The 21,714-nt window shown below is 71.8% G+C and carries 19 protein-coding genes; 11 read left to right on the forward strand and 8 right to left on the reverse strand.

Annotated features, from left to right (window positions below):
* Genes AB0D32_RS24070 through AB0D32_RS24100 form a run of 7 tightly spaced genes read left to right on the forward strand, consistent with a single transcriptional unit; the run spans position 1 to position 7,275 of the window.
* Positions 1-1,017: a nucleoside hydrolase gene (locus tag AB0D32_RS24070; RefSeq protein WP_357094339.1), complete on the forward strand. Its 1,017-nt coding sequence runs from the start codon at positions 1-3 to the stop codon at positions 1,015-1,017.
* A 13-nt stretch (positions 1,018-1,030) separates the two neighbouring features.
* Entirely contained in the window at positions 1,031-2,011 is a 981-nt protein-coding gene (locus AB0D32_RS24075; protein ID WP_357094343.1) for a hypothetical protein, read from the forward strand.
* On the forward strand, positions 2,008-3,573 hold the full coding sequence (locus AB0D32_RS24080) for a class I SAM-dependent methyltransferase (RefSeq protein ID WP_357094349.1): 1,566 nt from the start codon (positions 2,008-2,010) through the stop codon (positions 3,571-3,573). The genes AB0D32_RS24075 and AB0D32_RS24080 overlap by 4 nt, the downstream gene beginning before the upstream one ends.
* Positions 3,574-4,506, forward strand: a complete 933-nt coding sequence (locus AB0D32_RS24085) for a TIGR03560 family F420-dependent LLM class oxidoreductase (protein ID WP_357094354.1) — start codon at positions 3,574-3,576, stop codon at positions 4,504-4,506. It begins immediately after the preceding gene.
* An 8-nt stretch (positions 4,507-4,514) separates the two neighbouring features.
* Positions 4,515-5,612 (forward strand): thioesterase domain-containing protein, encoded by a 1,098-nt coding sequence (locus AB0D32_RS24090; protein ID WP_357094357.1) that lies wholly within the window; start codon positions 4,515-4,517, stop codon positions 5,610-5,612.
* Positions 5,609-6,403 (forward strand): alpha/beta fold hydrolase, encoded by a 795-nt coding sequence (locus AB0D32_RS24095; RefSeq protein WP_357094360.1) that lies wholly within the window; start codon positions 5,609-5,611, stop codon positions 6,401-6,403. Before AB0D32_RS24090 ends, AB0D32_RS24095 begins: the two co-directional genes overlap by 4 nt.
* Complete coding sequence (locus AB0D32_RS24100) at positions 6,400-7,275, forward strand: hypothetical protein (RefSeq protein ID WP_357094363.1); 876 nt, start codon at positions 6,400-6,402, stop codon at positions 7,273-7,275. The genes AB0D32_RS24095 and AB0D32_RS24100 overlap by 4 nt, the downstream gene beginning before the upstream one ends.
* A gap of 405 nt (positions 7,276-7,680) precedes the next feature.
* Here AB0D32_RS24100 and AB0D32_RS24105 read toward each other — a convergent pair whose 3' ends face one another.
* Together AB0D32_RS24105 and AB0D32_RS24110 are read right to left on the reverse strand one after the other, a co-directional pair.
* Complete coding sequence (locus AB0D32_RS24105; protein ID WP_357094367.1) at positions 7,681-8,517, reverse strand: hypothetical protein; 837 nt, start codon at positions 8,515-8,517, stop codon at positions 7,681-7,683.
* Between the two features lie 374 nt (positions 8,518-8,891).
* The gene (locus AB0D32_RS24110; RefSeq protein ID WP_357094501.1) at positions 8,892-10,142 is read right to left on the reverse strand and encodes a S8 family serine peptidase; all 1,251 of its coding nucleotides are present in this window, start codon (positions 10,140-10,142) and stop codon (positions 8,892-8,894) included.
* 642 nt (positions 10,143-10,784) lie between these two features.
* On the opposite strand from AB0D32_RS24110, the gene alr reads away from it, so the two are divergent.
* A complete protein-coding gene (gene alr / locus AB0D32_RS24115) occupies positions 10,785-11,927 on the forward strand; it encodes an alanine racemase (protein ID WP_357094371.1) in 1,143 nt (380 codons plus the stop codon).
* On the forward strand, positions 11,924-12,985 hold the full coding sequence (locus AB0D32_RS24120) for a D-alanine--D-alanine ligase family protein (protein WP_357094374.1): 1,062 nt from the start codon (positions 11,924-11,926) through the stop codon (positions 12,983-12,985). The genes alr and AB0D32_RS24120 overlap by 4 nt, the downstream gene beginning before the upstream one ends.
* 27 nt (positions 12,986-13,012) lie before the next feature.
* Here AB0D32_RS24120 and AB0D32_RS24125 read toward each other — a convergent pair whose 3' ends face one another.
* From AB0D32_RS24125 to AB0D32_RS24140, 4 genes are read right to left on the reverse strand one after another with little or no spacing between them, the layout of a single operon-like run.
* Positions 13,013-13,519, reverse strand: a complete 507-nt coding sequence (locus tag AB0D32_RS24125; protein ID WP_357094378.1) for a hypothetical protein — start codon at positions 13,517-13,519, stop codon at positions 13,013-13,015.
* Entirely contained in the window at positions 13,516-14,979 is a 1,464-nt protein-coding gene (locus tag AB0D32_RS24130; protein WP_357094381.1) for a HAMP domain-containing sensor histidine kinase, read from the reverse strand. Before AB0D32_RS24130 ends, AB0D32_RS24125 begins: the two co-directional genes overlap by 4 nt.
* Positions 14,976-15,671, reverse strand: coding sequence for a response regulator transcription factor (locus AB0D32_RS24135; protein WP_357094383.1), 696 nt, complete (start codon positions 15,669-15,671; stop codon positions 14,976-14,978). The genes AB0D32_RS24130 and AB0D32_RS24135 overlap by 4 nt, the downstream gene beginning before the upstream one ends.
* A 37-nt stretch (positions 15,672-15,708) precedes the next feature.
* Positions 15,709-16,842: a phosphatase PAP2 family protein gene (locus AB0D32_RS24140; protein WP_357094388.1), complete on the reverse strand. Its 1,134-nt coding sequence runs from the start codon at positions 16,840-16,842 to the stop codon at positions 15,709-15,711.
* A 209-nt stretch (positions 16,843-17,051) separates the two neighbouring features.
* Here AB0D32_RS24140 and AB0D32_RS24145 point away from each other — a divergent pair, with 209 nt between their 5' ends.
* Positions 17,052-17,480: a Fur family transcriptional regulator gene (locus tag AB0D32_RS24145; RefSeq protein ID WP_357094392.1), complete on the forward strand. Its 429-nt coding sequence runs from the start codon at positions 17,052-17,054 to the stop codon at positions 17,478-17,480.
* Positions 17,481-17,503: 23 nt separating this feature from the next.
* On the forward strand, positions 17,504-19,780 hold the full coding sequence (gene katG / locus AB0D32_RS24150) for a catalase/peroxidase HPI (RefSeq protein WP_357094395.1): 2,277 nt from the start codon (positions 17,504-17,506) through the stop codon (positions 19,778-19,780).
* A 120-nt stretch (positions 19,781-19,900) separates the two neighbouring features.
* Here the strand turns inward: katG and AB0D32_RS24155 are convergent, their stop codons facing one another.
* Positions 19,901-21,001: a hypothetical protein gene (locus AB0D32_RS24155; RefSeq protein WP_357094398.1), complete on the reverse strand. Its 1,101-nt coding sequence runs from the start codon at positions 20,999-21,001 to the stop codon at positions 19,901-19,903.
* A gap of 101 nt (positions 21,002-21,102) precedes the next feature.
* The gene (locus AB0D32_RS24160) at positions 21,103-21,702 is read right to left on the reverse strand and encodes a class I SAM-dependent methyltransferase (RefSeq protein ID WP_357094402.1); all 600 of its coding nucleotides are present in this window, start codon (positions 21,700-21,702) and stop codon (positions 21,103-21,105) included.
* Positions 21,703-21,714: the final 12 nt, after the last annotated feature.

Genomic DNA, 21,714 nt, shown 5'->3' on the forward strand with positions numbered 1-21,714 from the left:
ATGCCCCACCACGTGGCCGGCGAGTCGCCGATCCCCATCGTCCTCGACACCGACCTCGGCACCGACGTCGACGACCTGCTGGCGCTGATCGTCGCCGCCACCGACGCCCGCCTCGACCTGCGCGCGGTGACGACGGTGAACGGGGACACCGTCCTGCGGGCGCGCATCGCGCGGGCGGTCCTCGACATGCTCGGACGCACCGACGTTCCCGTGGGGGCGGGAGCTCGTGTCGGTCTCTCCGGGCAGCCCCACGAGACCATGCCCAACTCGTTCGGTCATGAGGGTCGGGGCGTGCCGCTGCCGCCCGTGACGGAGATCCCGCCCGCCACGGAGGTGCTGGCGGACGTTCTCGGCGCGGCCGGGCAACCGGTCACCCTCTGTGCCGTCGGAGCGCTGACCAACGTGGCCCAGCTCCTGATGGGCCGTCCTGACCTGCTCGACCACGTCGCCGGAGTGCACCTGCTGGGCGGCTGCCTCGCGCCGATCCGCTGGGGGCGGGTGCTGCTGGCCGACGCCGACTTCGCCGAGTACAACGTCAGTTGCGACCCGCTGGCGCTCTTCGCGCTTCTGGCGATGCCCGTACCGATGCGCATCGCGCCGATCGACGTGACCGCAAGCCTCCGGCCAACCTCGGCCGACCGCCGGGCGATCGCCGATGCCAGCTGGTTCGGCCGGTTCGTCGACGAGCAGATCGCCATCTGGCTCGAGGTCCTGCAGGAACGCCTCGCGGCCAGCGGTCGTCGGCGGGCGGAGCTGTACCTGCACGACCCACTGGTGGTCGCCGCGCTCGCCGATCCTGCTCTGATCACCTGCGAGATGCTGCGGGTAGCCGCCCGCGGGACCGCCGGCAAGGTGAGCACCATCATCTCGGCGGACGGCCGCGTGGTGGAGGCGGTCCGCCAGGTCGACACCGACGGCCTGCGGAAAGCCGTGGTGCGGGGCGTGTGTGCCGCATCGCTGCGCGCCGGAGTCCAGGACAGCCGGACCGTGCCGGCCGGAGCCGTAAGCCCTTCCTAGGAAAGAGATGTCCGTGACTGTGACGATGCCGAGGTCGCCGTTGGTGCGGGTCACCGACGCGTACTCCGACCCGGAACTGCTGCTGAAGTTGGCCGTCGCCAACGCCCCTTACCCCGCGCCGGTCAGCGGGTACAACGACCCGCCGCAGAGCAGCCGCATCCCTTGGTTCAAGGCGGTCTGGGTGCCCCGTTCGCCGGCTCCTGCGGGCATTGAGGGGCTGCTGCACAGCCCCCGGCTCGTCGAGGGTGCCAAGGCGATGTTCGACGCCACCATCGTCCGGCCCACCAAGATCCTCGCGAACCTGATGGGACCGATGCCGGCGCTTCCGCCCCACGTCGATCCTCCGATGTTCCGGGGCGTCGACCGCTGGTCGGAGTCGCCGAACCCGTCCACCGGCCGGTTCTCCGGCAAGCGGGCGCTGGTCGGCCTGATGGGCACGTCCGAGCTGTTCGAGCACTGGCGGGTCTGCAACGCCACCGCCGTCATGTGGTACTACGGCGGCGACAACGGCGAGTACCTGTACTGGCCGAACGGCGCGAGCGAGCCGGCGACCGCCCTGCCGGAGGCCACGGTCGCGCTGGTCGGCGACAACGAGCGGGTGTTCCACGGCATCGGTGACGTCGGACGCCCGGACCAGTACCTCGAATCGGGCACCATCACGCCCACCTCGGAACTCCGCTGGGACGACGGCCGTTGGGTCCTCGTCGACGGCGACCGCACGATCCTGGACTGGTCGGTGGACGAGGTGCGGATCTCTGTCGTCTGGAAGGCGACCTGCTTCGTTGACGAGGCGGACGCCGCCCGGTACGACGAGCACACCGACGACCTCACCGTCGACCAGGTCACCGACATCTTCCGTGCCGACCTCGCCCGCCGGGGTATCGACGTTGCCGCCCCGGCCGACCCGCTTACCGACAACGCCTGGTTCCGGGCCCTGATCAGCACGTACGGTTTCCCGAAGCAACCCGGCTCCCGGCGCCGGGCGAACCGATGAGCGCCACCGCGATCGGCCCGGAGGCCACCGTTGGCCAGCGGATGCGGGGCGAGGCGCTGCGCCGGGCGTTCCTGCACCAGGACGGGCTGGCGGTGACGGCCGCGCTGGCGGCCCTCGACCAGACGGGAACCCTCGCCCGGCTATCGGCGGGCGCTGCCCTGCCGGTGGGGGAACTCGTCGCGGGAGCCGCACCCGGGGCGGTCGCCGCCTGCCTCCGTGCGGCCCACTCGGCCGGGTGGCTGACGGTCGACAACGCCGATCCCGATCCGCACCGGGCGACGGTCCGGCTGGCCGACCACAGCCCGGCGGCGATGACCGCGCTGGCCGGGTACCGGATGGTGTGGGAAGCCGTCGAGGGCGCCCTCGACGGTGCCGACTGGGCGGATGGCGCCGACGTGGTCGCCCGGCTCGCCGAGTGCGTGCCGGTCGTGCAACGGGCCCGCGCGGACGTCGCCGGCAGCGCGCTCGACCCGCAACGGGCCGAGATCGTCGCCCGGCATGTCGAGGGGGTGCTCGCCACGGCCGCCCTGCCCCGGATGGCCAACGTCCGACAGGCTTCCGGTGCGGAGGCGACCGCAATCCTGTGTGCCCTGGATCTGAGCGACGGCAGCTCGCCCACCACCCTGGCCGGGTACACCGCCTTCTTCCAGCCGATCTACGGTCTGATCGGGTCGTACGCGCGGCCGATCCTCGGCGTTCCGGCCGCGCTGGCCGGCGGGGCGGCCCTGACCCCCGACGACGTCAACGGCGGGGTCGACCGGCGGATCAACGTCGTCGCCAGCGGCGCTGCCCACCGCGGGTACTTCCAGGCGGCGAACACCGCGCTGCGGCGCATCTTCGACGAGCAGCCCCTGGCCGACCAGCCCCGGGCGATCGTCGACGTGGGCTGCGGGGACGGCCGTTGGCTGCGGGAGATGTTCGACACCGTCACCACCCGCACCGAGCGGGGACGGCACCTCGACCGGCACCCGCTGACCGTCATCGGTGTGGACTACAGCGAGGCCGCGCTCGACGTGGCCCGGGAAGGACTGCGCTCCGCCCCGGCCGTGCTGCTTCGCGGCGACATCGGCGACCCGGCCGCGATCACCGCGTCCATTGCCGCCGCTACCGGCCTGGCCGACGACGACCTGCTGCACGTACGGGCCTTCGTCGACCACAACCGGTCGATCAGCGGTGTCGACGACGAGGCGGTGCGGCCGTCGACGGACGCGGACCCGGAGATCTGCGTCAGCCCGGACGGTGCGCTGCTGTCCCGGCAGGCGATCGTGGGGGACTGGACCCGGCACTACAGGCGGTGGTCGCAGTTCTCCCGGCGGCACGGGCTGCTCGTCATCGAGGGGCACACCGTGGCCCCGGTGGAGCTGAACGGCCGGGCCGGCGGCAGTCACGGCTTGGCGTTCGAGTTCTACCACAACCTGTCCGGACAGGGGCCGCTGCGCTGGGAGTCCTTCCAGGCCGTGACGGCGGCGGCGGGATTCGACCGCAGTCACCTGTCGCTGACCTATCCCAACCATGCGCGGCCCACCACGAGTGTGCAGCGCCTTGTTCCCTCGGCGGCGTAGATGAGATTCAGCATGTGGCCCAGCAACCAGGCGTCGTGGGCCGAGGTGCTGCACCTGACGACCCTCGCCGAGTCGGCGGGGTGGGACGGCGTCTGGTTCTCCGATCACCTGATGCCGTTTCTCGGCGACGTGCAGGACCCGATCCTGGAATGCTGGTCCACGGTCGCGGCGTTGGCCGCCGCCGTGCCCCGGATCCGGATCGGGACGCTGGTCAGTGGCAACACGTACCGGCACCCGGCCGTTGTGGCGAAGATGGCCGCCACCATCGACCAGATCAGCGGCGGTCGGTTCACCCTCGGTCTGGGCGCCGGCTGGCAGGAGAACGAGCATGAGGCGTACGGCTTCGAACTGGGTCCGCCCGCCCAGCGGCTGGCCCGGCTCGCGGAGTCCTGCGAGATCATCGTCTCGCTGCTGAACCAGCCCCTCACCGACTTCGACGGCCGCCACCACCGGCTCCGGGGAGCGCCGCTGTCCCCGAAGCCGGTGCAGGACCGCCTCCCGCTGCTGGTGGGAGGCGGGGGTGAGCGGGTCACCCTGCGCATCGCGGCGCGCTTCGCCGACCAGTGGAACGACTGGGGAACCCCCGAGACGCTTGCCCACAAGAACGCCATCCTGGACCGGCACTGCGCCGAGATCGGTCGCGACCCGATGGAGATCCGCCGTTCCGCCCAGGTGCTGTTCTACCTCGGCGACGACCCGGACGAGCTGGCCCGCCGCCAGGCTGCCGGCCCGCCCCTGCCGGCGGTGGCCGGGGACGCGGCCACACTGCGCGCGGCGGTGGCCGACTATGCCGCAGCCGGAGTGACGGAGCTGGTCGTGCCGGACTTCCACCTCGCCTCGCTCGCCGAGAAGGAGAACCTGCTCACCACCTTCCTGCCGCTGGTGACCGCCGGGCTCGCCGGCGAGCACCGGTCGGCGCAGGGACGATCGTAGGAGTGGCCATGCACGTTTCCCTGGTGAAACGACACCGGGACCACGTCGAGTCCCGGCTCGCCTCCATCTGGGAGAGGGTCCTCGACGTCGACGTGGTGATGCCGCAGGACAACTTCTTCAATCTTGGTGGGGACTCGGTCAAGGCGCTGATCGTCTGTACCCGGGTCAAGGCCGAGTTCGGGTTCCGGCTGAGTGTCAACGACATGTTCGAGATGCCCACGGTCGCCCAGTTGGCCACCATCCTGCGCAGTGGCGGACAGGAACGACCAGAGACGAACCTCGTCGAGATCGCCGCCGTCGACAACGACGCCTGGCCGTTGTACTTCGTGCACGCCGCGCCCGGCGAGGTGATGTTCCTGCGGTGGATCCGCCCGCACACCCTGTCCCGGACCGTCCACGGGGTACGCGCCTCCGGCTTCCAGCTCTCCGTGCAACCCGCGAAGACCGTCGAGGAGATGGCCGAGCGCTACGTGGACGCGATCCTCGCCCGGTCCGGGACCGCGCCAGTGATGCTCGCGGGTTACTCCGCCGGCGGGGTCATCGCCTACGAGATGGCCCGCCGGTTGGCCGCCGCCGGTGTGCCCGTGCCCTACCTCGGGCTGGTCGACCCATCGGTGCCCGACATCGAGGAAGCCGACCCGGAGAGCCTCCTGCCCCGGCTGATGAAGACCCGCTTGGCGTTCCTGCTCGACCTCTACCAGCTGCCCAACTCGTGGGTCGGACGGACCGACGCCGTCTCGGCGCTGCGCGACGCCGGTGCCGTTCCCGCCGACTACTCCGCCGACCTGTTCGAACGCACCCTGGAGATCTGGGCGCGGAACGTGCTGGCGACCCGGTGCTACCGCCCCGACACGCCGTACCAGGGGCCCGCCGTGCTCTACACGAGCGCGGTGGAGGTGAAGGGAGACAGCGGGCAGCTCGGCGACTTCGTCGCCTCGGGTGACCCGTACGCCTCCGAGTGGGGCGCACTGCTCCCGACGCACACGCCGGTCTGGCTCAGCGCGGAAAACCACTTCGAGATCATGAATGATCCGCAGCTCTTCCCCCGGATGCGTGACGACCTCGACGCCGCGCAGGCGCACTGCATGGCGTGGGTGGGGCGATGACCGGCACCGGAGTGACGTGGTTCTCCCGCCCGGTGCGGCGGCCCGACGCCGGGACGCTGCTCTATTGCCTCCCGCACGCGGGGGGCAGTCACACCTCGTTCCGGTCCTGGCCGGCGGCACTGCCGGCAGGGGTCGAGGCACGGCTCGTGCAGTTGCCCGGCAGGGCGACCCGCCGCAGGGAACCCGCACTGACGTCGATGGAGACGCTCGTGGGGGCACTCGGGCCGGCACTCCTCGCCGACGCGGATCGCCCGATGGCCCTCTACGGGCACTCGATGGGTGGGCTGGTCGCGTTTGAACTGCTCAGGTGGTTGCTGGCGCACGGGGGACCGCTGCCGCGGATCCTCTTCGTGGGGGCCCGCCGCGCCCCGCACCTGCCCCGGCCACCGGGGGGCACGAGCCACCTCACCGACGACGAGTTCCTTCGGCTGATGGTGCAACGTGGCAGCCTGCCGGCCGCCCTGATCGAACATCCGACGGCCGCCCGGCTGGTGTTGCCCGCGTACCGGGCCGACATCAGGCTGTCGGAGGGTTACGAATACCGGGACGAGGCGCCACTGCCCGTTCCGATCCACGCGTACGCCGGGACCGAGGACACCGCGGTGCCGTACGACGCCGTCGACGCCTGGCGGCGGCACACCGCGGCGGCCTTCTCCATCACCGCCGTCCCCGGTTCGCACTTCTTCGCCGGCGAGTGCCCGGAGCCGGTGATCCGGATGATCGGCGACCTGCTCGAACAGCCCGCGCGTCCACACCCCGAACCGGTGCCGCACCATGAAGGAGACCGATGAACGAGTCCCCCAGGCTCTACGACCTGCACGTCCACACGACGAACTCCGACGGCCGGTGGACGCCGGAGGAGGTGCTGTCCGGGGCGGGGCACCTGGCCGGGCTGGCTATCACGGACCACTCTGGACTGACCTGGTCCGACAAGCTCGCCACGCTCGCCCGTGACCACGGCACCCAGCTGCTCTTCCCCGGCATGGAGATCAGCACCACCCACAAGGGCAACAAGTACCACGTGCTTGCGTACGGGCGGGGGATCCGGGAACCGGACTTCGAGGAATTCGCATTCCACCCCACCCGCACGAAGAACGCGATCTACATGGCCGTCCTGGCCGAGCTGCGCCGGGAGGGCTTCGCCCTGCCCGACGGCGGCGACATCCTGGCAGCGCCGGAGCACCCGGGCAAGTGGATGCTGTCGAAGACGCTCATCGGTGGACACCTGGTCGCCGCCGGCATGGACCCGGACGAGGCGCGACGCGTGCTGACCGAGAAGTACGACCGGCTCAAGCAGGAACACCCGGACCGCTACCTGCCGACGATCGAGACGATCCGCCGCGTACGCGAGGTCGGCGGTGTGCCGGCCATTGCCCACGCATGGTGGGAGTGCCCCTCCGGCCGCAACTCGTGGGCCGGGGTCGGCACCGCGCTCGCGGAGTTCCGTGCCGCCGGGCTGCTCGGTCTGGAGGTGTCCACCCGGCATGTCACCGTCGGCACCGAGGCGGAGCGCAGGGAGGTGGCTGCCGAGCTAGGGCTGGTGCCGACCGCCGGGTCGGACTTCCACGCCAACGGCAAGACCGCCCTCGGCCAGTTCGGCCTGGACGAGGACGAGATGGCGGAGTTCCGGCGTACCGCCGAGGCGGCCGGCTGCCTGCTCTGACCCGCCGGCGGCAGCCCCCCACCGTTGGTCGGGGCACTGGCGGCCGGCAATGCGGACCGTCAGGATCGGCGGAGCCAGCAGGTGAGACCGGCCGACTCGTCGGTGACCAGGTCGCGGTGCTCCGCGAGCGCCAGCGCCGTCTCCTCCGGGGGTGGTGGTGTACCGCAGCGCGATCCGGTCGGTCACGTCGAGCCCGGAGGCAGCCTTGCCCCAGCCCTCGCGCGGCGTCTCGACGACGACCACCTCGTCCGGCGTGAGGGTGACCGGCTCGTCCCCGACCAGCACCGTCGCCGGCAGCGGCGCAGCCGGACAGGTGCCTGCGGTGAAAGCCGTGGAGGCCAACCCGGCGCTTCCGGTCCTACCGCTGGCCAGCGCCTCCCCGGCACCGCGACGGGGCGCCACCGGTCACGGCTGACCGGCCCGGCTCGGCAGTGCCCCCGCTACTAGGTCGGCGACTTCCCGGCTGCCGAGCAACTCGAGTCGTGGCAGGTCCAGCCGTCGCGCGCCGAGTTCGTCGAGCTGCCCGTCCAGCTCGGCCGGGACCGGTTCGTGGGAACGGACCACCAGCGCCGCAGCCGGGTCCGTCGCCGGTGCCGCCGCCGCGATCGTCAGGTAGTCGAGATAACCCGTCATCCGGTGAACCAACTGGTCGGCGAACTCCGTGTCGATGTCGAGCTCCGCGCAGCCGCGCGTCGCCAGTTCCGCGTACGAACTGCTCAGCCAGCCGGCGAGGTCACCGATGTCGGTGGCGCCGGTGCCGGTGGCGTCTGCCCGGGCCCAGGCGCGCTCGTTCGCCTTCTCGACGACATCCTCCCCGAGGCCTGGCGCGAGTCGGGTGAGGGCCTCGGAGTACTCGTACCAGAGGGTTCGGGGCAGCACCGGCAGCGGCTCGAGGAGGACCAGCGCGGGAGGTCGCGGCCCGGGGAGGCGCTCGGTGAACGCGGCGGCGAGGCGGCAGCCCGCGCAGTACCCGACGACGGCCACCACCTCGGGACCGAACTGGTCGGCGGACGCCAGCCAGGCGTCGAGTCGGGCGCTCGGTCCGGCGGCGCCGCCCGGTTCGCCGGTCCATGCGGTGCGGCTCGAGACCAGCACCGTGTACCGCTGTGGAAGCAGCGGGACGAGGTCGGCGAAACCGGCGGTGGTCCGTCCGGCATCCGCGCCGAAGTCGACCGTGAGTACGACTTCGTCCCCGGTGCCGACCCTGAGCGTGTGCCAGCCCGGAATGTCCACGCTTCCCACCCGACCAATCCCGTCAGCGTTTCTGCCTTGCAGTTCGTCCGCGTATCGCGGTCATTGCACTGTGTGACGTACGGTATGGAGTGCCGGGCCGATGGTAGCAGCGTCTTCACATTGCTTCCGGAGGTGTTTGTACTGGCCGGGTCACGGGCCGTTCGTCGGGGTATCAGGCGTCCGTGGATCGGGTCCGCCGGGGGCCGGTGCCGTGGCGAAGAGGTCTGAATGTCAGTGATCGTCGAGATCCGTGAATTGGGAAAACGTCGCTGTCGTATTCGGTGGGGCCGGGGATCGTATCCGAGGATCAGCGCCCGGCGAGATCTGGCTCTCTGGCGGGCGCTGTACCGATGGGATCGCCGCACCACGTGGGCGCGTAGTGGTCAGAGCGCCGGGGACAGGTACAGGAGACGGTTGGGCGACCCGGCCCCCGGGTTGATCACGACCGGGCTGGCGACGCTGAACAGGTAGCTGGCCACCTGGGCCGGTGTCCAGGTCGGATTGTTGCTGAGCACCCGAGCGGCGACGCCGGCGACGAGCGGCGCGGCGTGTGAGGTGCCGCTGATCGTCTGGGTCGCGGTGATCGAGTTCCACCAGGCCGACGTGATGCGCTCGCCGGGAGCGAAGATGTCCAGGCAGGGACCGAAGTTTGACCAGCTTGCCCGGTTGTCGTTCGTCAACGTCGCGCCTACGGTCAGCGCGGTCGGCACCGACGCGGGTGAGACGGTGCAGGCGCTCACGTTCGAGTTGCCGGCCGGGACCGTCACCGTGATGCCGTCGGCGACCGCGTTCGTCACTGCCGTGTTGAGCGCGACGGTGGGGCTGGTCAGCACGCCGATGTTCGCCACGGCCGGTTGCCCGGCGAGGTGGTTGGCGATCATCCAGTTGATTCCGTTGATCAACATCGACAGGGTGCTCGGCAGGGTGCAGTCGAACACCTTGACCGCGACCAGCACGACGTTCTTGGCCGCCCCGTAGGTCGTCCCGCCGACGGTGCCGGCGACGTGGGTGCCGTGCCCGCTGCAGTCGTTGGCCGGGAGCACGCCGTCGACGGCGTCGTAGCCGTACACCGCCTGGCCGCCGAAGTCGACATGGCTGATCTGGATCCCGCTGTCCACGATGTACGCCCGGACGCCGGTCCCGACACTGGTGAAGTTGTAGGTACCACTGAGTCCCAGCGAAGCGTCGATCCGGTCGAGGTTCCACGGCGCGTTCGTCTGGGTGGTGGCCAAGCTGGTCAAACGGTCCTGCTCCACGACCGCTACCGCCGGGTCGGCGGCCAGCCGGCGGGCCACCAGCTCGGAGGTCCGCACGGAGAAGCCGTTCAGCGCGTCGTGCCAGACCTGGTCCGGGCGGAAGCCGTACCGGTCGGCGAGGCGGGACACGCCAGCCTGCCGATCGCCGACCGTACCGCCACTGTCCTTGAGGGTGACCACGTAGCTGCCGGGCACGGCGGTGGCGTTGCCGGTGCCGAGGATCTCGCCGGTCGTCCCGGACCGCGGTTCGGTGGCGGGTGTCGCAGTGGCCGGTCCGGCAGCCACGGTGAGGAGCATGACCGTGGCGGCGAGCGTGGCCATGGCGGCCGTTCCGGCTCGACGCCCGCGGGCGAAGATCGTGTGGCGGTGGAGTCTCATCTCCCAGCCTCCCTTTGTTCCGGCCATTCCGGCGGGCGTACGACCCGCCGATTGAATGGTCCGAACGGTTTTGCTGGATCGTACCGTCGATATATGTCCGGGTTCCATCGTGGAATTCATGAATCCAATAGATGAAGGTCTTTTTTAACGTGGGGTGAGAAGAGTCCTGGCTCGATGTATCAGGGCTGCTTCCGGTGGCCTCGACTGCGGCTGCTGCTGTCATGGGCAGCTATGTGCCCGCTCATTCGTTTCGCGGATGCTGCTGCCGGAGCGGCGGGTGGCGGGTGCCAGGCCGCCCGGCGTCACGTTGGCGACGCCGCAGAAACGGGAACTTGTCGCAGGGCGTGACGGTGCACGAGTTGACGTCTCGGCGACGTCCATTACCGGCTCGTGACATATTGCGGATCACCTGCGGATATGCGGGTGACAGCGTCAGCCGTGTGATCCGAGACCCCGCATCCGTCGCACGACCCCCGGGCCAGGGGGTGACGCTCGTCCAGTCGTACGGCCCGCTGTCCGGCCACGGCCGGCCGCGTCGGGCGGCGAGGGCCGGCGCAGGCACGGCCATCCACTATGGAATGACAGGGTCGGGCGCACGCTGGCTGTTCGGCCTCCCGGGCGTCGCCGCTCGGAGCCGGCGCGGTGAGCGCGTTGGCAGAGGCCGTGGTCGACCTCGCGGCGGTCGCCGGCAACGTGCGGACGATTGCGTACGTCACGCGTACCCCGCTGATGGCCGTGGTGAAGGCGGACGCGTTCGGTCACGGCGCGGCGATGGTGGCCCGGGCGGCGCTGGGCGCCGGTGCCGGCTGGCTGGGGGTGACCTCGGCGGCGGAGGCCCTGGCCCTGCGTGCGGCGGGCGTCACCGCGCCCACGCTCAGCTGGTTGCACCGCCCCGACGACGACTTCGCCGCGTTGATCGGCGCCGACGTCGACATCGGCGTGTCGACGCCGACCCACCTGCACGCGGTCGCCGACGCGGCCCGGCGGCTCGGCGCACCCGCGACCGTGCAGCTCAAGGCGGACACCGGTCTGTCCCGCAACGGCGCCGGCGAGGACGACTGGCCCGAGCTGGTCGCCTGGGCTCGGAAGTACGAGTTGGCCGGCGGCGTCCGGGTACGCGGGGTGTGGTCCCACCTGACCAACGCCGACGTACCGGGACGTCCGGTCCTGGAGCGGCAGGTGGCGAGGTTCGAGGAGGCGCTCCGGATCGCGCGCGGCGTCGGCCTGGACCCCGACCTGGCGCACCTCGCGAACTCGGCGGCCGCGCTGTCCGCCCCGAAGACCCGCTTCGACCTCTGCCGGATCGGGCTGGCCCTGTACGGCGTGGACCCCTTCGGCGGGACCGGAGCCGGCGAGTTCGGGCTGCGCGCCGCGATGACGCTCCGCACGCGCGTGGTCAACGTGAAGCGGGTGCCGGCCGGCACCGGTGTCTCCTACGGACCCGAGCACGTGACCGTGGGGGACACCACTCTGGCCCTGGTGCCGCTCGGCTACGCCGACGGCCTGCCTCGGGCCGCCGAGGGCCGCGCCGCGCTGTGGCTCGCCGGCCGGCGCTGTCCGATCGTCGGCCGCATCGCCATGGACCAGTGCGTGGTCGACGTCGGCGATCTTCCCGTGTCGATCGGCGACCCGGTGGTGGTCTTCGGCCCCGAGCGGGGCGACCGCGATCAGCCCACGGTCGCCGAGTGGGCGCGGTGGGCGGGCACCAACCCGAACGAGATCTTGACCGGCATCGGGGCCCGGGTGGCCCGCGAGTACCTGCACGGAAGGGCGACGACCTCATGAGAACACGACTGGCGATCCTCTACGGCGGGCGCAGTGGCGAGCACGACGTGTCCTGCCACTCGGCGGCGAGCATCCTCGCCGCCCTGGACCGCGACCGGTACCAGGTCACCGACGTGCTCATCGACCGGGACGGCGGGTGGCAGGTCGACGGCCGTTCCGCACCGTTCACCACGGCCCTGCGCGTGCTGGGCGCCCAGGACGTGGTGTTTCCCGCCCTGCACGGCCCGTACGGCGAGGACGGCACCGTCGCGTCGCTGCTTGACTGGCTCGGCGTCCCGTACGTCGGCAACGGGGTCTTCGCCGGTGCGGCCGGCATGGACAAGGCCGCCACCAAGAAGCTGCTCGTCGCCGAGGGCCTGCGGGTCAGCCCCGGCGTGACCCTGCGTCCCGGCGACGACCTCTCCCCGGCCGACCGGCGGTGGCTGGGCCTGCCGGTCTTCGTGAAGCCCGCCCGGGCCGGGTCCAGCCTGGGCGTCACCAGGGTGGACGACTGGGCGCGACTTCCCGACGCGCTGGCCACGGCCCGGGCAGCCGATCCCAAGATCCTCATCGAGCAGGCGGCCCGTGGACGCGAGATCGACGTGGCCGTGTTGCAGCATCCCGACGGCCGGGTGGAAGCCGGCCCTCCCCTGGAGATCCGAGTGCCCGACGCCGAGTTCTTCGACTACGACGCCAAGTACGACGGTGGGGCGGTCTTCGAGATCCCCGCCCCGCTCGATTCCGCCACCACCGAACTGCTCCAGGACCGGGCGGTACGCGCCTTCCACGCCCTCGGCTGCCGTGGGCTGCTCCGGGTCGACTTCTTCCTGCCCGCGAGCGGGTCGACCGAGCCCGTCGTCAACGAGGTCAACACCTTTCCCGGGTTCACCAGCGCGTCGCAGTACCCCCGGATCTGGCAGAAGGCCGGCATCGAGTTTCCGGCCCTGCTCGACATCCTGGTCTCCGGCGCGCTGACCGACCACGGCGGGACGTCGCCGGCCGGGTCGACCAGGCGTGGACCTTCCGGCCCCGCGTCGGCGCCCCGGCCCGCCGCCCGGTCGGCCGGCGTCATTTCGTGATCCTGTTCACTGACCCCCGAATCCCGGTCAGTAGCGGGGACAGAACCGGGGCTTCAGGTCACCGTCGGGACCAGAGAGGGTGACCGCGGCAAACCTCTGCCCGCTGCCGGCCGCCACTGCGGCGCCGTCCAGCGTGCAGACGATCTGGTCGACGGCGGTCGCCGACAACGTGGTCACCGGGCCCGACAAGGTCACCGAGAGGCGGGAACGGTCGGCGCTCGCCGCGACCCCGGACGCCGGGAGGGCGTCGGCCGGCACCTCGCTCGTGAAACCCTCGTCCTGTTCGTGCGCGTCCGGGCCAGCCGCCAACAACCGGAGCGCTTCGGCGGGCGGGACGCCCTCCTCGGCCGGCCGCACCACCAGCGTGAGCGTTCCGTTCCGGATCAGGTAGAGGCCGACGCCCTCGGACGGTCCGCCCCGGGCGGGACTCCCGGTGATCACCTCGCTGGGCTGGATCCCGCAGCCCGCGGCGAGCGGTGCGACCAGCACCAGAACGCCCGCGAGCAGCGCCCGTGCCGCGTTCCGGCCGGTCACCGTACGCCTCCGTCGCCCGCCGGATCCGCCACGCGCGGCAGGCGGAGCCTGAACACGGCGCCGCCGGCCGGCGCGTTGCCGGCGACGAGACTTCCCGGCTGCCCGGCGTACCGGTGCAGGCGGGCGTTCTCCCACGCGACGGCCAGCCCGAGGCCGCTGCCCTCAGACCGGGTCCGCGCGGTGTCCGCCTTGTAGAACCGCTCGAACACGTGCGGCAACACCTCCGGTTCCAGGCCTGGTCCCTGGTCGGTGACCTCGATGGTGAACCAGTCCGGTTCGGCGTGCAGTCGCAGCGACACCGGCACGGCGCCGTGCCGGAAGGCGTTGCCGACCAGGTTGGCGACGATGACGTCCAGCCGGCGCGGATCCAGGCGGGCCATGACGTCCGGGGGCAGCTCCGCCCGCACCTGGTCGGCCCAGCCCCGCACCCGCAGCGTCGCGGTCACGGCCGCGGCCACGTCGACGTCGTCGAGGGCGAGTCGCGCCGTGCCCGAGTCGAACCTGCTCACCTCGATGAGGTCGTCGACCAGCCGGACGAGGTTCTGCGTCTCCTGGCTGACGAGTCGGGCGGCCCGGCCGGCGTCGCCGGGCAACCCGTCCGCCTCCTCGTCCAGGACGTCGGTGACAGCCGTCATTGCGGCCAGCGGCGTACGAAGCTCGTGCGACACGTCGGCCACGAAGCGCCGGGCGTCGGACTCCATCCTGCGCAGCTCACCGACCTGCCGCTCCAGCGTCTGGGCGGTGTTGTTGAAGGTCCTCGCCACGTCGGCCAGCTCGTCGGTGCCCCGGACGACCAGCCGGGTCCTCAGATCGCCCTGACCGAGCCGGTGGGCGGCCCGGCCCAGTTCGCGTACGGGCCGCAGCACCCCAGCAGCCGCGAGCAGGGCCAGCAGGACCGCGAGGCCCAGCGACAGTCCGCCGGTCATCCACGCCAGCGTGGCGAGCTGGTCGATGCTCTGCTTCTCGGGGATCAGGCTGTGTACGGCGTAGACCTCCAGCCCGGACGGCCTGGACGTGCCGTCCGGCTCGTCGATCATCAGCTGGGTCCCGATGAGAAGGACGGGTTGGCCCTTGAGCGAGACGCGTTGCCAGGCGACCTTGCCGCCCCGGACCACCTCCCGCAGCTCGGGGGTGAACGGCTCGGGCAGTTGGCTGCCCCGCGTCCGCATCCCGTGGTAGTGCAGCACCACAGACGAGTCCCGGTCGGACAGGATCGCGGCCATCGAGTCGAGTTCGTCCTGGGTGGGCGGCAGCCGGCGGAGCGGGTAGACCTTGCTGAGCTGGTCGGTCAGCGACACCACCGCCGCGTCCTGCGCCTGTTGGAGGATGACTCTCCGCGCCTGGAAGTAGCTGCCGCTGGCGACTACCGCCGTGGTGGTCAGACCGAGCAGCGTGAAGGCCAGCAACAACCGGACCCGGAGGCCCGAGGCGCGACCGACCGCCCAGCGCCACCGCTTCACAGCGGCCCGAACCGGTAACCGAACCCGCGTACCGTCTGCACGAAGACCGGCGCCGACGAGTCGTCCTCGATCTTCGCCCGCAGTCGCTGCACGCAGGCGTCCACGAGCCGCGAGTCGCCGAGGTAGCCGTGCTCCCACACGGCCTCGAGCAGTTGCTGGCGGCTCAGCACCCGGCCCGGCGTACGGGAGAGCTCGAGCAGCAGGCGCAGCTCGGTCGGAGCGAGGCCGACCGGCATGCCGCCCTTGCCGACCACCAGCGCGGCCCGGTCGATGGTCAGGGCGCCGTGCTGCTCCACGCCCGCCGGCGCACCGCCGGCCCGCCGCGTCTCACCGCCGGTGCGCCGGAGCACCGCGCGGATGCGCGCCTCCAGCACCCGGGGCTGCACCGGCTTCACCACGTAGTCGTCGGCGCCCGCCTCCAGGCCCGCCACCACGTCCATGTCGTCGTTCCGGGCGGTGAGCATGATGATCGGCAGGTCGCCGAGGGCCCGGATCCGCCGGCAGACCTCGAACCCGTCGATCCCCGGCAGCATGAGATCGAGGACCACGACATCGGAGGCGCCCTCGTGCACGCGTACCAGCCCCTGCTCGCCGGTCGCCACCGCGTCCACCGTGTGGCCCTGCCGGGTCAACGCCAACTGAAGCCCGTCGCGCACCGTCTGGTGGTCTTCGATCAGCAGGACGCGGGGCATGTCGCCAAGTATCGCAGCATGAACCGAATTCACTTTCTCACCATGTGGGAGGCCCGGCATCGACCCTCGGGTCTCCTGCCGTCCTGACCGTCCCCTGCCGGGGCCCGTCGGGATGGTTCGGGCGGGTCACCGGGACGACGAAATCGGCCGAACGCACCAGGAACACCGCCGATCCCACGGCCAGCACCGTCAGCGCGGTCGCCGTCACGATGGCGACGAGCGGCCCGCGCTCCACCGAATCGCTCAGCCCAGGTACGGCCACCAGCAGCGCCCAGACCAGCACGAGCAGCACGACGGCTGCCTCGACCAGACGGTGCGGTGCGGTCCACCTGCCCGACCGGCCGCGCCGATCGCCGGCAGCCGGCGGGACGGCACGGCCGGCGACCCGTCTGCCGGCGTGGCACACCTCGGACCGGTCGACTCGGACGGCGCCGTACGGCTCGGGCCCGGGGGCCGTACCCGGGTCGACGTCGATCGCGGGGTGGGCTTCGCCGCCCAGGTGAGCCAGCGCCGCGGCGGCCAGGCAGAACAGCGACACGGCCAGCAGGACGCCGCCGAGGGTATCGCTGAACCGGTGCCAGCCCGCGATCATCGTGGCCGAGGCGACCACCGAGACGCCCAGCGCGCCCGGGACGGCGAGCCACCGGCGAGCCCACCCGGGCAGGACCAGCACGAAGGCCAGCAGCAGGGCGGTCGCCGCCGTCACGTGACCGCTCGGGAAGCTGTTGTGGGTGGTCGAACTCTCGATCTGGAAATCCGGGCGAAGAAGCACCAGCTTCGCCACGCCAGCCGCCGCCACCGCGCAGAGGACCATCCCGACGCCCGTCACGGCCACCACCAGCCGCCGCCGAGCCAGACCCGCCAGCAGCACCGAGCCGAGCAGGACGGCCAGGAGCACCGGGCTGCCGAAGAGGGCCAGCACGGTCTTGGCCGGGCCCACGAGGTCGCTCTGCTGCTCGTATCCGCCGCCCCGCTCCGCGCGGGGCAGGAGCAGCCCGTCGAGCCACTGACCGGCCGGCGTCCAGAGGAACACCGCGCAGCTCAGCGCAAGGGCGAGCAGGGAACCGAGCGCCGCCTTGACCAGGGGGCCGGGGCGCACCGGGTCCGCCCGGCGCGACGGGGCCGGCGCCAGGGGGCGGTCGATCCAGGAGTACGGCCATTCAGGGAACACGTCAGCCATGGTCGCCACGCCACGTCCGGGCACCGTCCGCGGAATGTCTTCGTTGTGTCACAGGTCCGGGGCCAGGGCCTTGGCGACATCGTCAGGCGATGCCGAGTGGGAGCCGGTGGTCGGTGGAGCCTGTCGGCTGATCGAGCCGGCGTCAGGTTGAGTCGAAGCAAAACCTGATTCATTCCAGAAGAGTGGACTATATTCATCAGGTGCCGTCCGACTTCGAGACTCAGCTGCGAGCGGTCTCGTTGCGCGTGACCCGGCCCCGGTTGGCGGTGCTCGCAGCGCTGCGCGACCATCCGCACGTCGACACCGACACGGTGATCGCGCTGGTACGGGCGGATCAGCCCACGGTCTCCCACCAGGCCGTGTACGACGTGCTGCGTGCGCTCACCGACGCCGGTCTGGTGCGCCGCATCCAGCCTGCCGGTGCGACCGCCCGGTACGAGTCCCGGGTGGGGGACAACCACCACCATGTCGTGTGCCGCTCCTGCGGCGCGATCGCCGACGTCGACTGCGCTGTCGGCCGCGCTCCCTGTCTCACCGCCTCCGACGACCACGGCTTCGTGGTCGACGAGGCGGAGGTCGTCTACTGGGGCATCTGCCCCGGTTGTGCGACCGAACGCACATCCCAGTGATCCGCCAGTTCGGAAGGAAGCAGATGAGCGACACCCAGGACAACGCTCCCTCCAGCGCGCAGGGCGTGGACCAGAAGGCGGCGGCCGGCTGCCCGGTCGCGCACGACTCCGTGACCGCGCACGGCAGCGAGAGCGAGAACCCGGCGATCGACTCGCCGACCCCGAAGACCGGGGGGCGTCCGCGTACCAACCGGGACTGGTGGCCCAACCAGCTTGACCTCTCGGTGCTGCACGCCCACTCGTCCAAGAGCAACCCACTGGGGGAGGACTTCAGCTACGCCAAGGAGTTCGCCAAGCTCGACGTCGATGCCCTCAAGCGGGACATCATCGAGGTTCTCACCACCTCGCAGGACTGGTGGCCGGCCGACTTCGGGCACTACGGCGGCCTCATGATCCGGATGAGCTGGCACGCCGCGGGCACCTACCGCATCCAGGACGGCCGCGGCGGCGCCGGTGACGGCGGCCAGCGGTTCGCCCCGCTCAACAGCTGGCCGGACAACGCCAACCTCGACAAGGCCCGCCGGCTGCTGTGGCCGGTCAAGCAGAAGTACGGCCAGAAGATCTCGTGGGCCGACCTGCTCGTGCTCGCCGGCAACGTCGCCCTGGAGTCGATGGGCTTCAAGACCTTCGGCTTCGGCTTCGGCCGGGAGGACGTCTGGGAGCCCGAGGAGATCTTCTGGGGGCCGGAGGACGCCTGGCTCGGCGACGAGCGCTACGTCACCGAGAAGGACATGGCGGCCGGCGTCGGGGCGACCGAGATGGGTCTCATCTACGTCAACCCGGAAGGCCCTCGCGGCAACGCGGACCCGGTCGCGGCGGCGCACTTCATCCGCGAGACCTTCGCCCGGATGGCGATGAACGACGAGGAGACCGTTGCGCTCATCGCCGGCGGCCACACCTTCGGCAAGACCCACGGCGCCGGCATCGCCGACGACCACGTGGGCCCCGAGCCCGAGGCCGCCTCGCTGGAGGCGCAGGGCCTGGGCTGGCTGAGCACCTACGGCAGCGGCAGCGGCGGGGACACGATCACCAGCGGTCTCGAGGTGACGTGGACCGACCGGCCGACGCAGTGGAGCAACCGCTTCTTCGAGATCCTCTTCGGCTACGAGTGGGAGCTCACCACGAGCCCCGGCGGCGCGAAGCAGTGGGTCGCCAAGGACGCCGAGGCGATCATCCCGGACGCCCACGACCCGTCGAAGAAGCACAAGCCGACGATGCTCACGACCGACCTGTCGTTGCGCGTCGACCCCGCGTACGAGAAGATCTCGCGCCGCTTCCTGGAAAACCCCGACGAGTTCGCGCTGGCGTTCGCCAAGGCCTGGTACAAGCTGCTGCACCGCGACATGGGTCCGGTCAGCCGCTTCCTCGGGCCGTGGGTCGCGGAGCCCCAGCTGTGGCAGGACCCGGTGCCGGCCGTCGACCACGAGCTCGTGGGTGACGCCGACGTCGCCGCCCTCAAGGCGAAGGTGCTGGAATCCGGTCTCACGACTGCCCAGCTCGTCTCCACCGCCTGGGCGTCGGCCGCCAGCTTCCGGTCCACGGACAAGCGCGGTGGCGCCGACGGTGCGCGGATCCGTCTCGAGCCGCAGCGCAGCTGGGAGGTCAACCAGCCCGAGCAGCTCGCCTCGGTCCTGGAGACCCTCGAGGGCGCACGGCGGGAGTTCAACGAGGCCGGCGGCGCGAAGATCTCGCTCGCGGACCTGATCGTGCTGGCCGGCTCGGCCGCCGTCGAGAAGGCGGCGCGCGACGCCGGCGTCGAGGTGACCGTGCCGTTCCACCCGGGCCGCACCGACGCCACCCAGGAGCAGACCGACGTCGAGTCCTTCCAGGTTCTCGAGCCGCGCGCCGACGGGTTCCGCAACTACCTGCGTCCCGGCGAGAAGACCCAGCCGGAGGTGCTGCTCCTCGACCGTGCCTACATGCTCAACCTGACCGCGCCCGAGATGACCGCCCTCATCGGCGGCCTGCGCTCCCTCGGGGCGAACGTCGGCGATACGCGGCACGGCGTGCTCACCGACCGGCCCGGCGTGCTCACCAACGACTTCTTCGCCAACCTGCTCTCCCCGGGCACCCGGTGGAAGGCGTCGGAGTCCGACGAGCACGTGTACGAGATCCGGGACCTGGCCACCGACGAGGTGAAGTGGACGGCCACTGCGGTCGACCTCATCTTCGGCTCCAACTCCCAGCTCCGGGCCCTCGCGGAGGTCTACGCCAGCCAGGACGCGCGCGACAAGTTCGTCGCCGACTTCGTCGCCGCCTGGACCAAGGTCATGGAACTCGACCGGTTCGACCTCGCCTGACCGGCTCTGACCGACGGCCCCGGTCGATCCACCAGCGATCGACCGGGGCTCGTCCGTCCATCGGACCCGGCCCGCTCACCGGAGGCCGTAGCGATCCCCCCGCCCTGGCGGACGAACCTCTCAACCCACCGCCGTCGGCCCGTCCCCGCCGGGCTGCGGCGGCTTGGCCTCCCGCCGTGCCGGGTCCCGGACCAGAGCCGCCGCCCACGCCCGCAGCCGCTCACCGGCGCCGGATCCCGCGACCACCGTGACACCCCGGCCGCTGGTCGCCATGCCGAACCCGATGAGCGCCGCCCCGACCAGAACGGCGCCGCCGGTCAGCACAGCGACACCGAAGCCACCGGTCGCCATCCCGAAGCCGATCAGCGCCACCCCGACCAGGGGGCGGCTGCCTGTGACCTCGGCGACGACGAAGCCGATGCCCGCCACCCCGACGCCGATCACCGCCACTCCGACCAGGACACGGCCGCCGGTCAGGACGACGATGCCGACGCCGATGAGTGCCACCCCGAGGCCGACGGCCGCCACCGTGGCCAGGACGCGACCGCCGGCCAGCTCGGCGACGACGACACCGATGAGTGCCACCCCGGCGCCGACGAGCAGCACCCCGCCCAGGATGTGGCCGCTGGCCAGCATGGCGACGGCGAAGCCGATGCCCGCCGCGCCGATGCCGACGGCCGCCACCGCGGCCAGGACGCGGCCGCCGGCCGGCACGGCGATCCCGAGGCCGATGCACGCCGCTCCGGCGCCGATGCCCGCCACCATGGCCAGGGCGCTGCCGTTGGCCGGCACGGCGGCACCGGCTCCGATGAACGCCACTCCGACGCCGATGAACGCCACCCCCGCCGCCAGTGTGAAAGCGTCGCGGCCGGTGCTGGAGACGAGCACAGCGGTGGTGGCCAGGGCCGCCGCGACCAGGGTCACCGTGGCGGCCCAGGACGCTGGCCCGACGGCAGCTGTGACCGCCCCCACCAGGGCCAGGGCCAGCAACACCCGGACGGTGTAGCCGACCAGCGGCGCCTGCGGCGGCAGTCCCCGCAGCCAGGACACCGCCGTCAACACCCCGCCGGCCACCGCCGCCGCAGCCACTCCCCGGTAGCCGACGTCGTTGCTCAGGACGTTGATCCCCATCCCGCCAGCCGCCCCGAGCAGACCGGTGGCCAGCCGCCCCCGCCAGTCCACCCGGGCCCGTTCTCCACCGGCCTCATCACGTGTCGCCACTCTGTCATCACGCGTCGCCACCCTGTCAGCATGACCGCAGCGATCGAGCCCGGCCACTGCCAGGCCTCACGATTCAGGCGGCGGGACCGGGGCGCAGGTGGTCACGGCCGGGTCGCGACGACCACCGTGTCCAACGCGTCGACCGTTCCGTCCGGGGTACGTACCGGCCGGTGGGCGGTCTCGGCCCGGTGGACCCGCAGGCCGGGAAGTTCGGCGACGACGGCATCGGGCGTCTGGAGGACGGCGGGGTCCTGGGGGCCGCCGGTGCCGGCGGTGAGATTGGCCAGGTCGTGGCCGACGAGGACGAACGATCCACCAGGGCGTACGGCGGTGGCCGCCCGGCGCAGGACGGCCGCCAGGTCAGGTCGGGGCAGGTGCAGATAGGCGACGAGGACCAGGTCGTACGCGCCGGACTCGGGCTGGTGGACGGTGACGTCGGCGACCTGCCAGTCGACGTCGACACCACGCTCCCGGGCGAGTTCCTGACCGCGCCGCACCGCCACGGCGGAGAAGTCGACGGCGGTGACCCGCCATCCCCGTTCGGCCAGCCAGACGGCGTTGCGACCTTCGCCCGCCGCCAGATCGAGCGCTCGGCCCGGCGGCAGGTCGGCGGTCTCCGCCACGACGAACCGGTTCGGGTCGGCGGTCCAGACCAGGTCGGGGGCGTTGGCGTAACGGGCGTCCCAGTCGGCACTGTCCACGAGCGAGATCCC

Origin of the sequence: Micromonospora sp. NPDC048170, assembly GCF_040652795.1 — a bacterium.
GTDB lineage: Bacteria > Actinomycetota > Actinomycetes > Mycobacteriales > Micromonosporaceae > Micromonospora.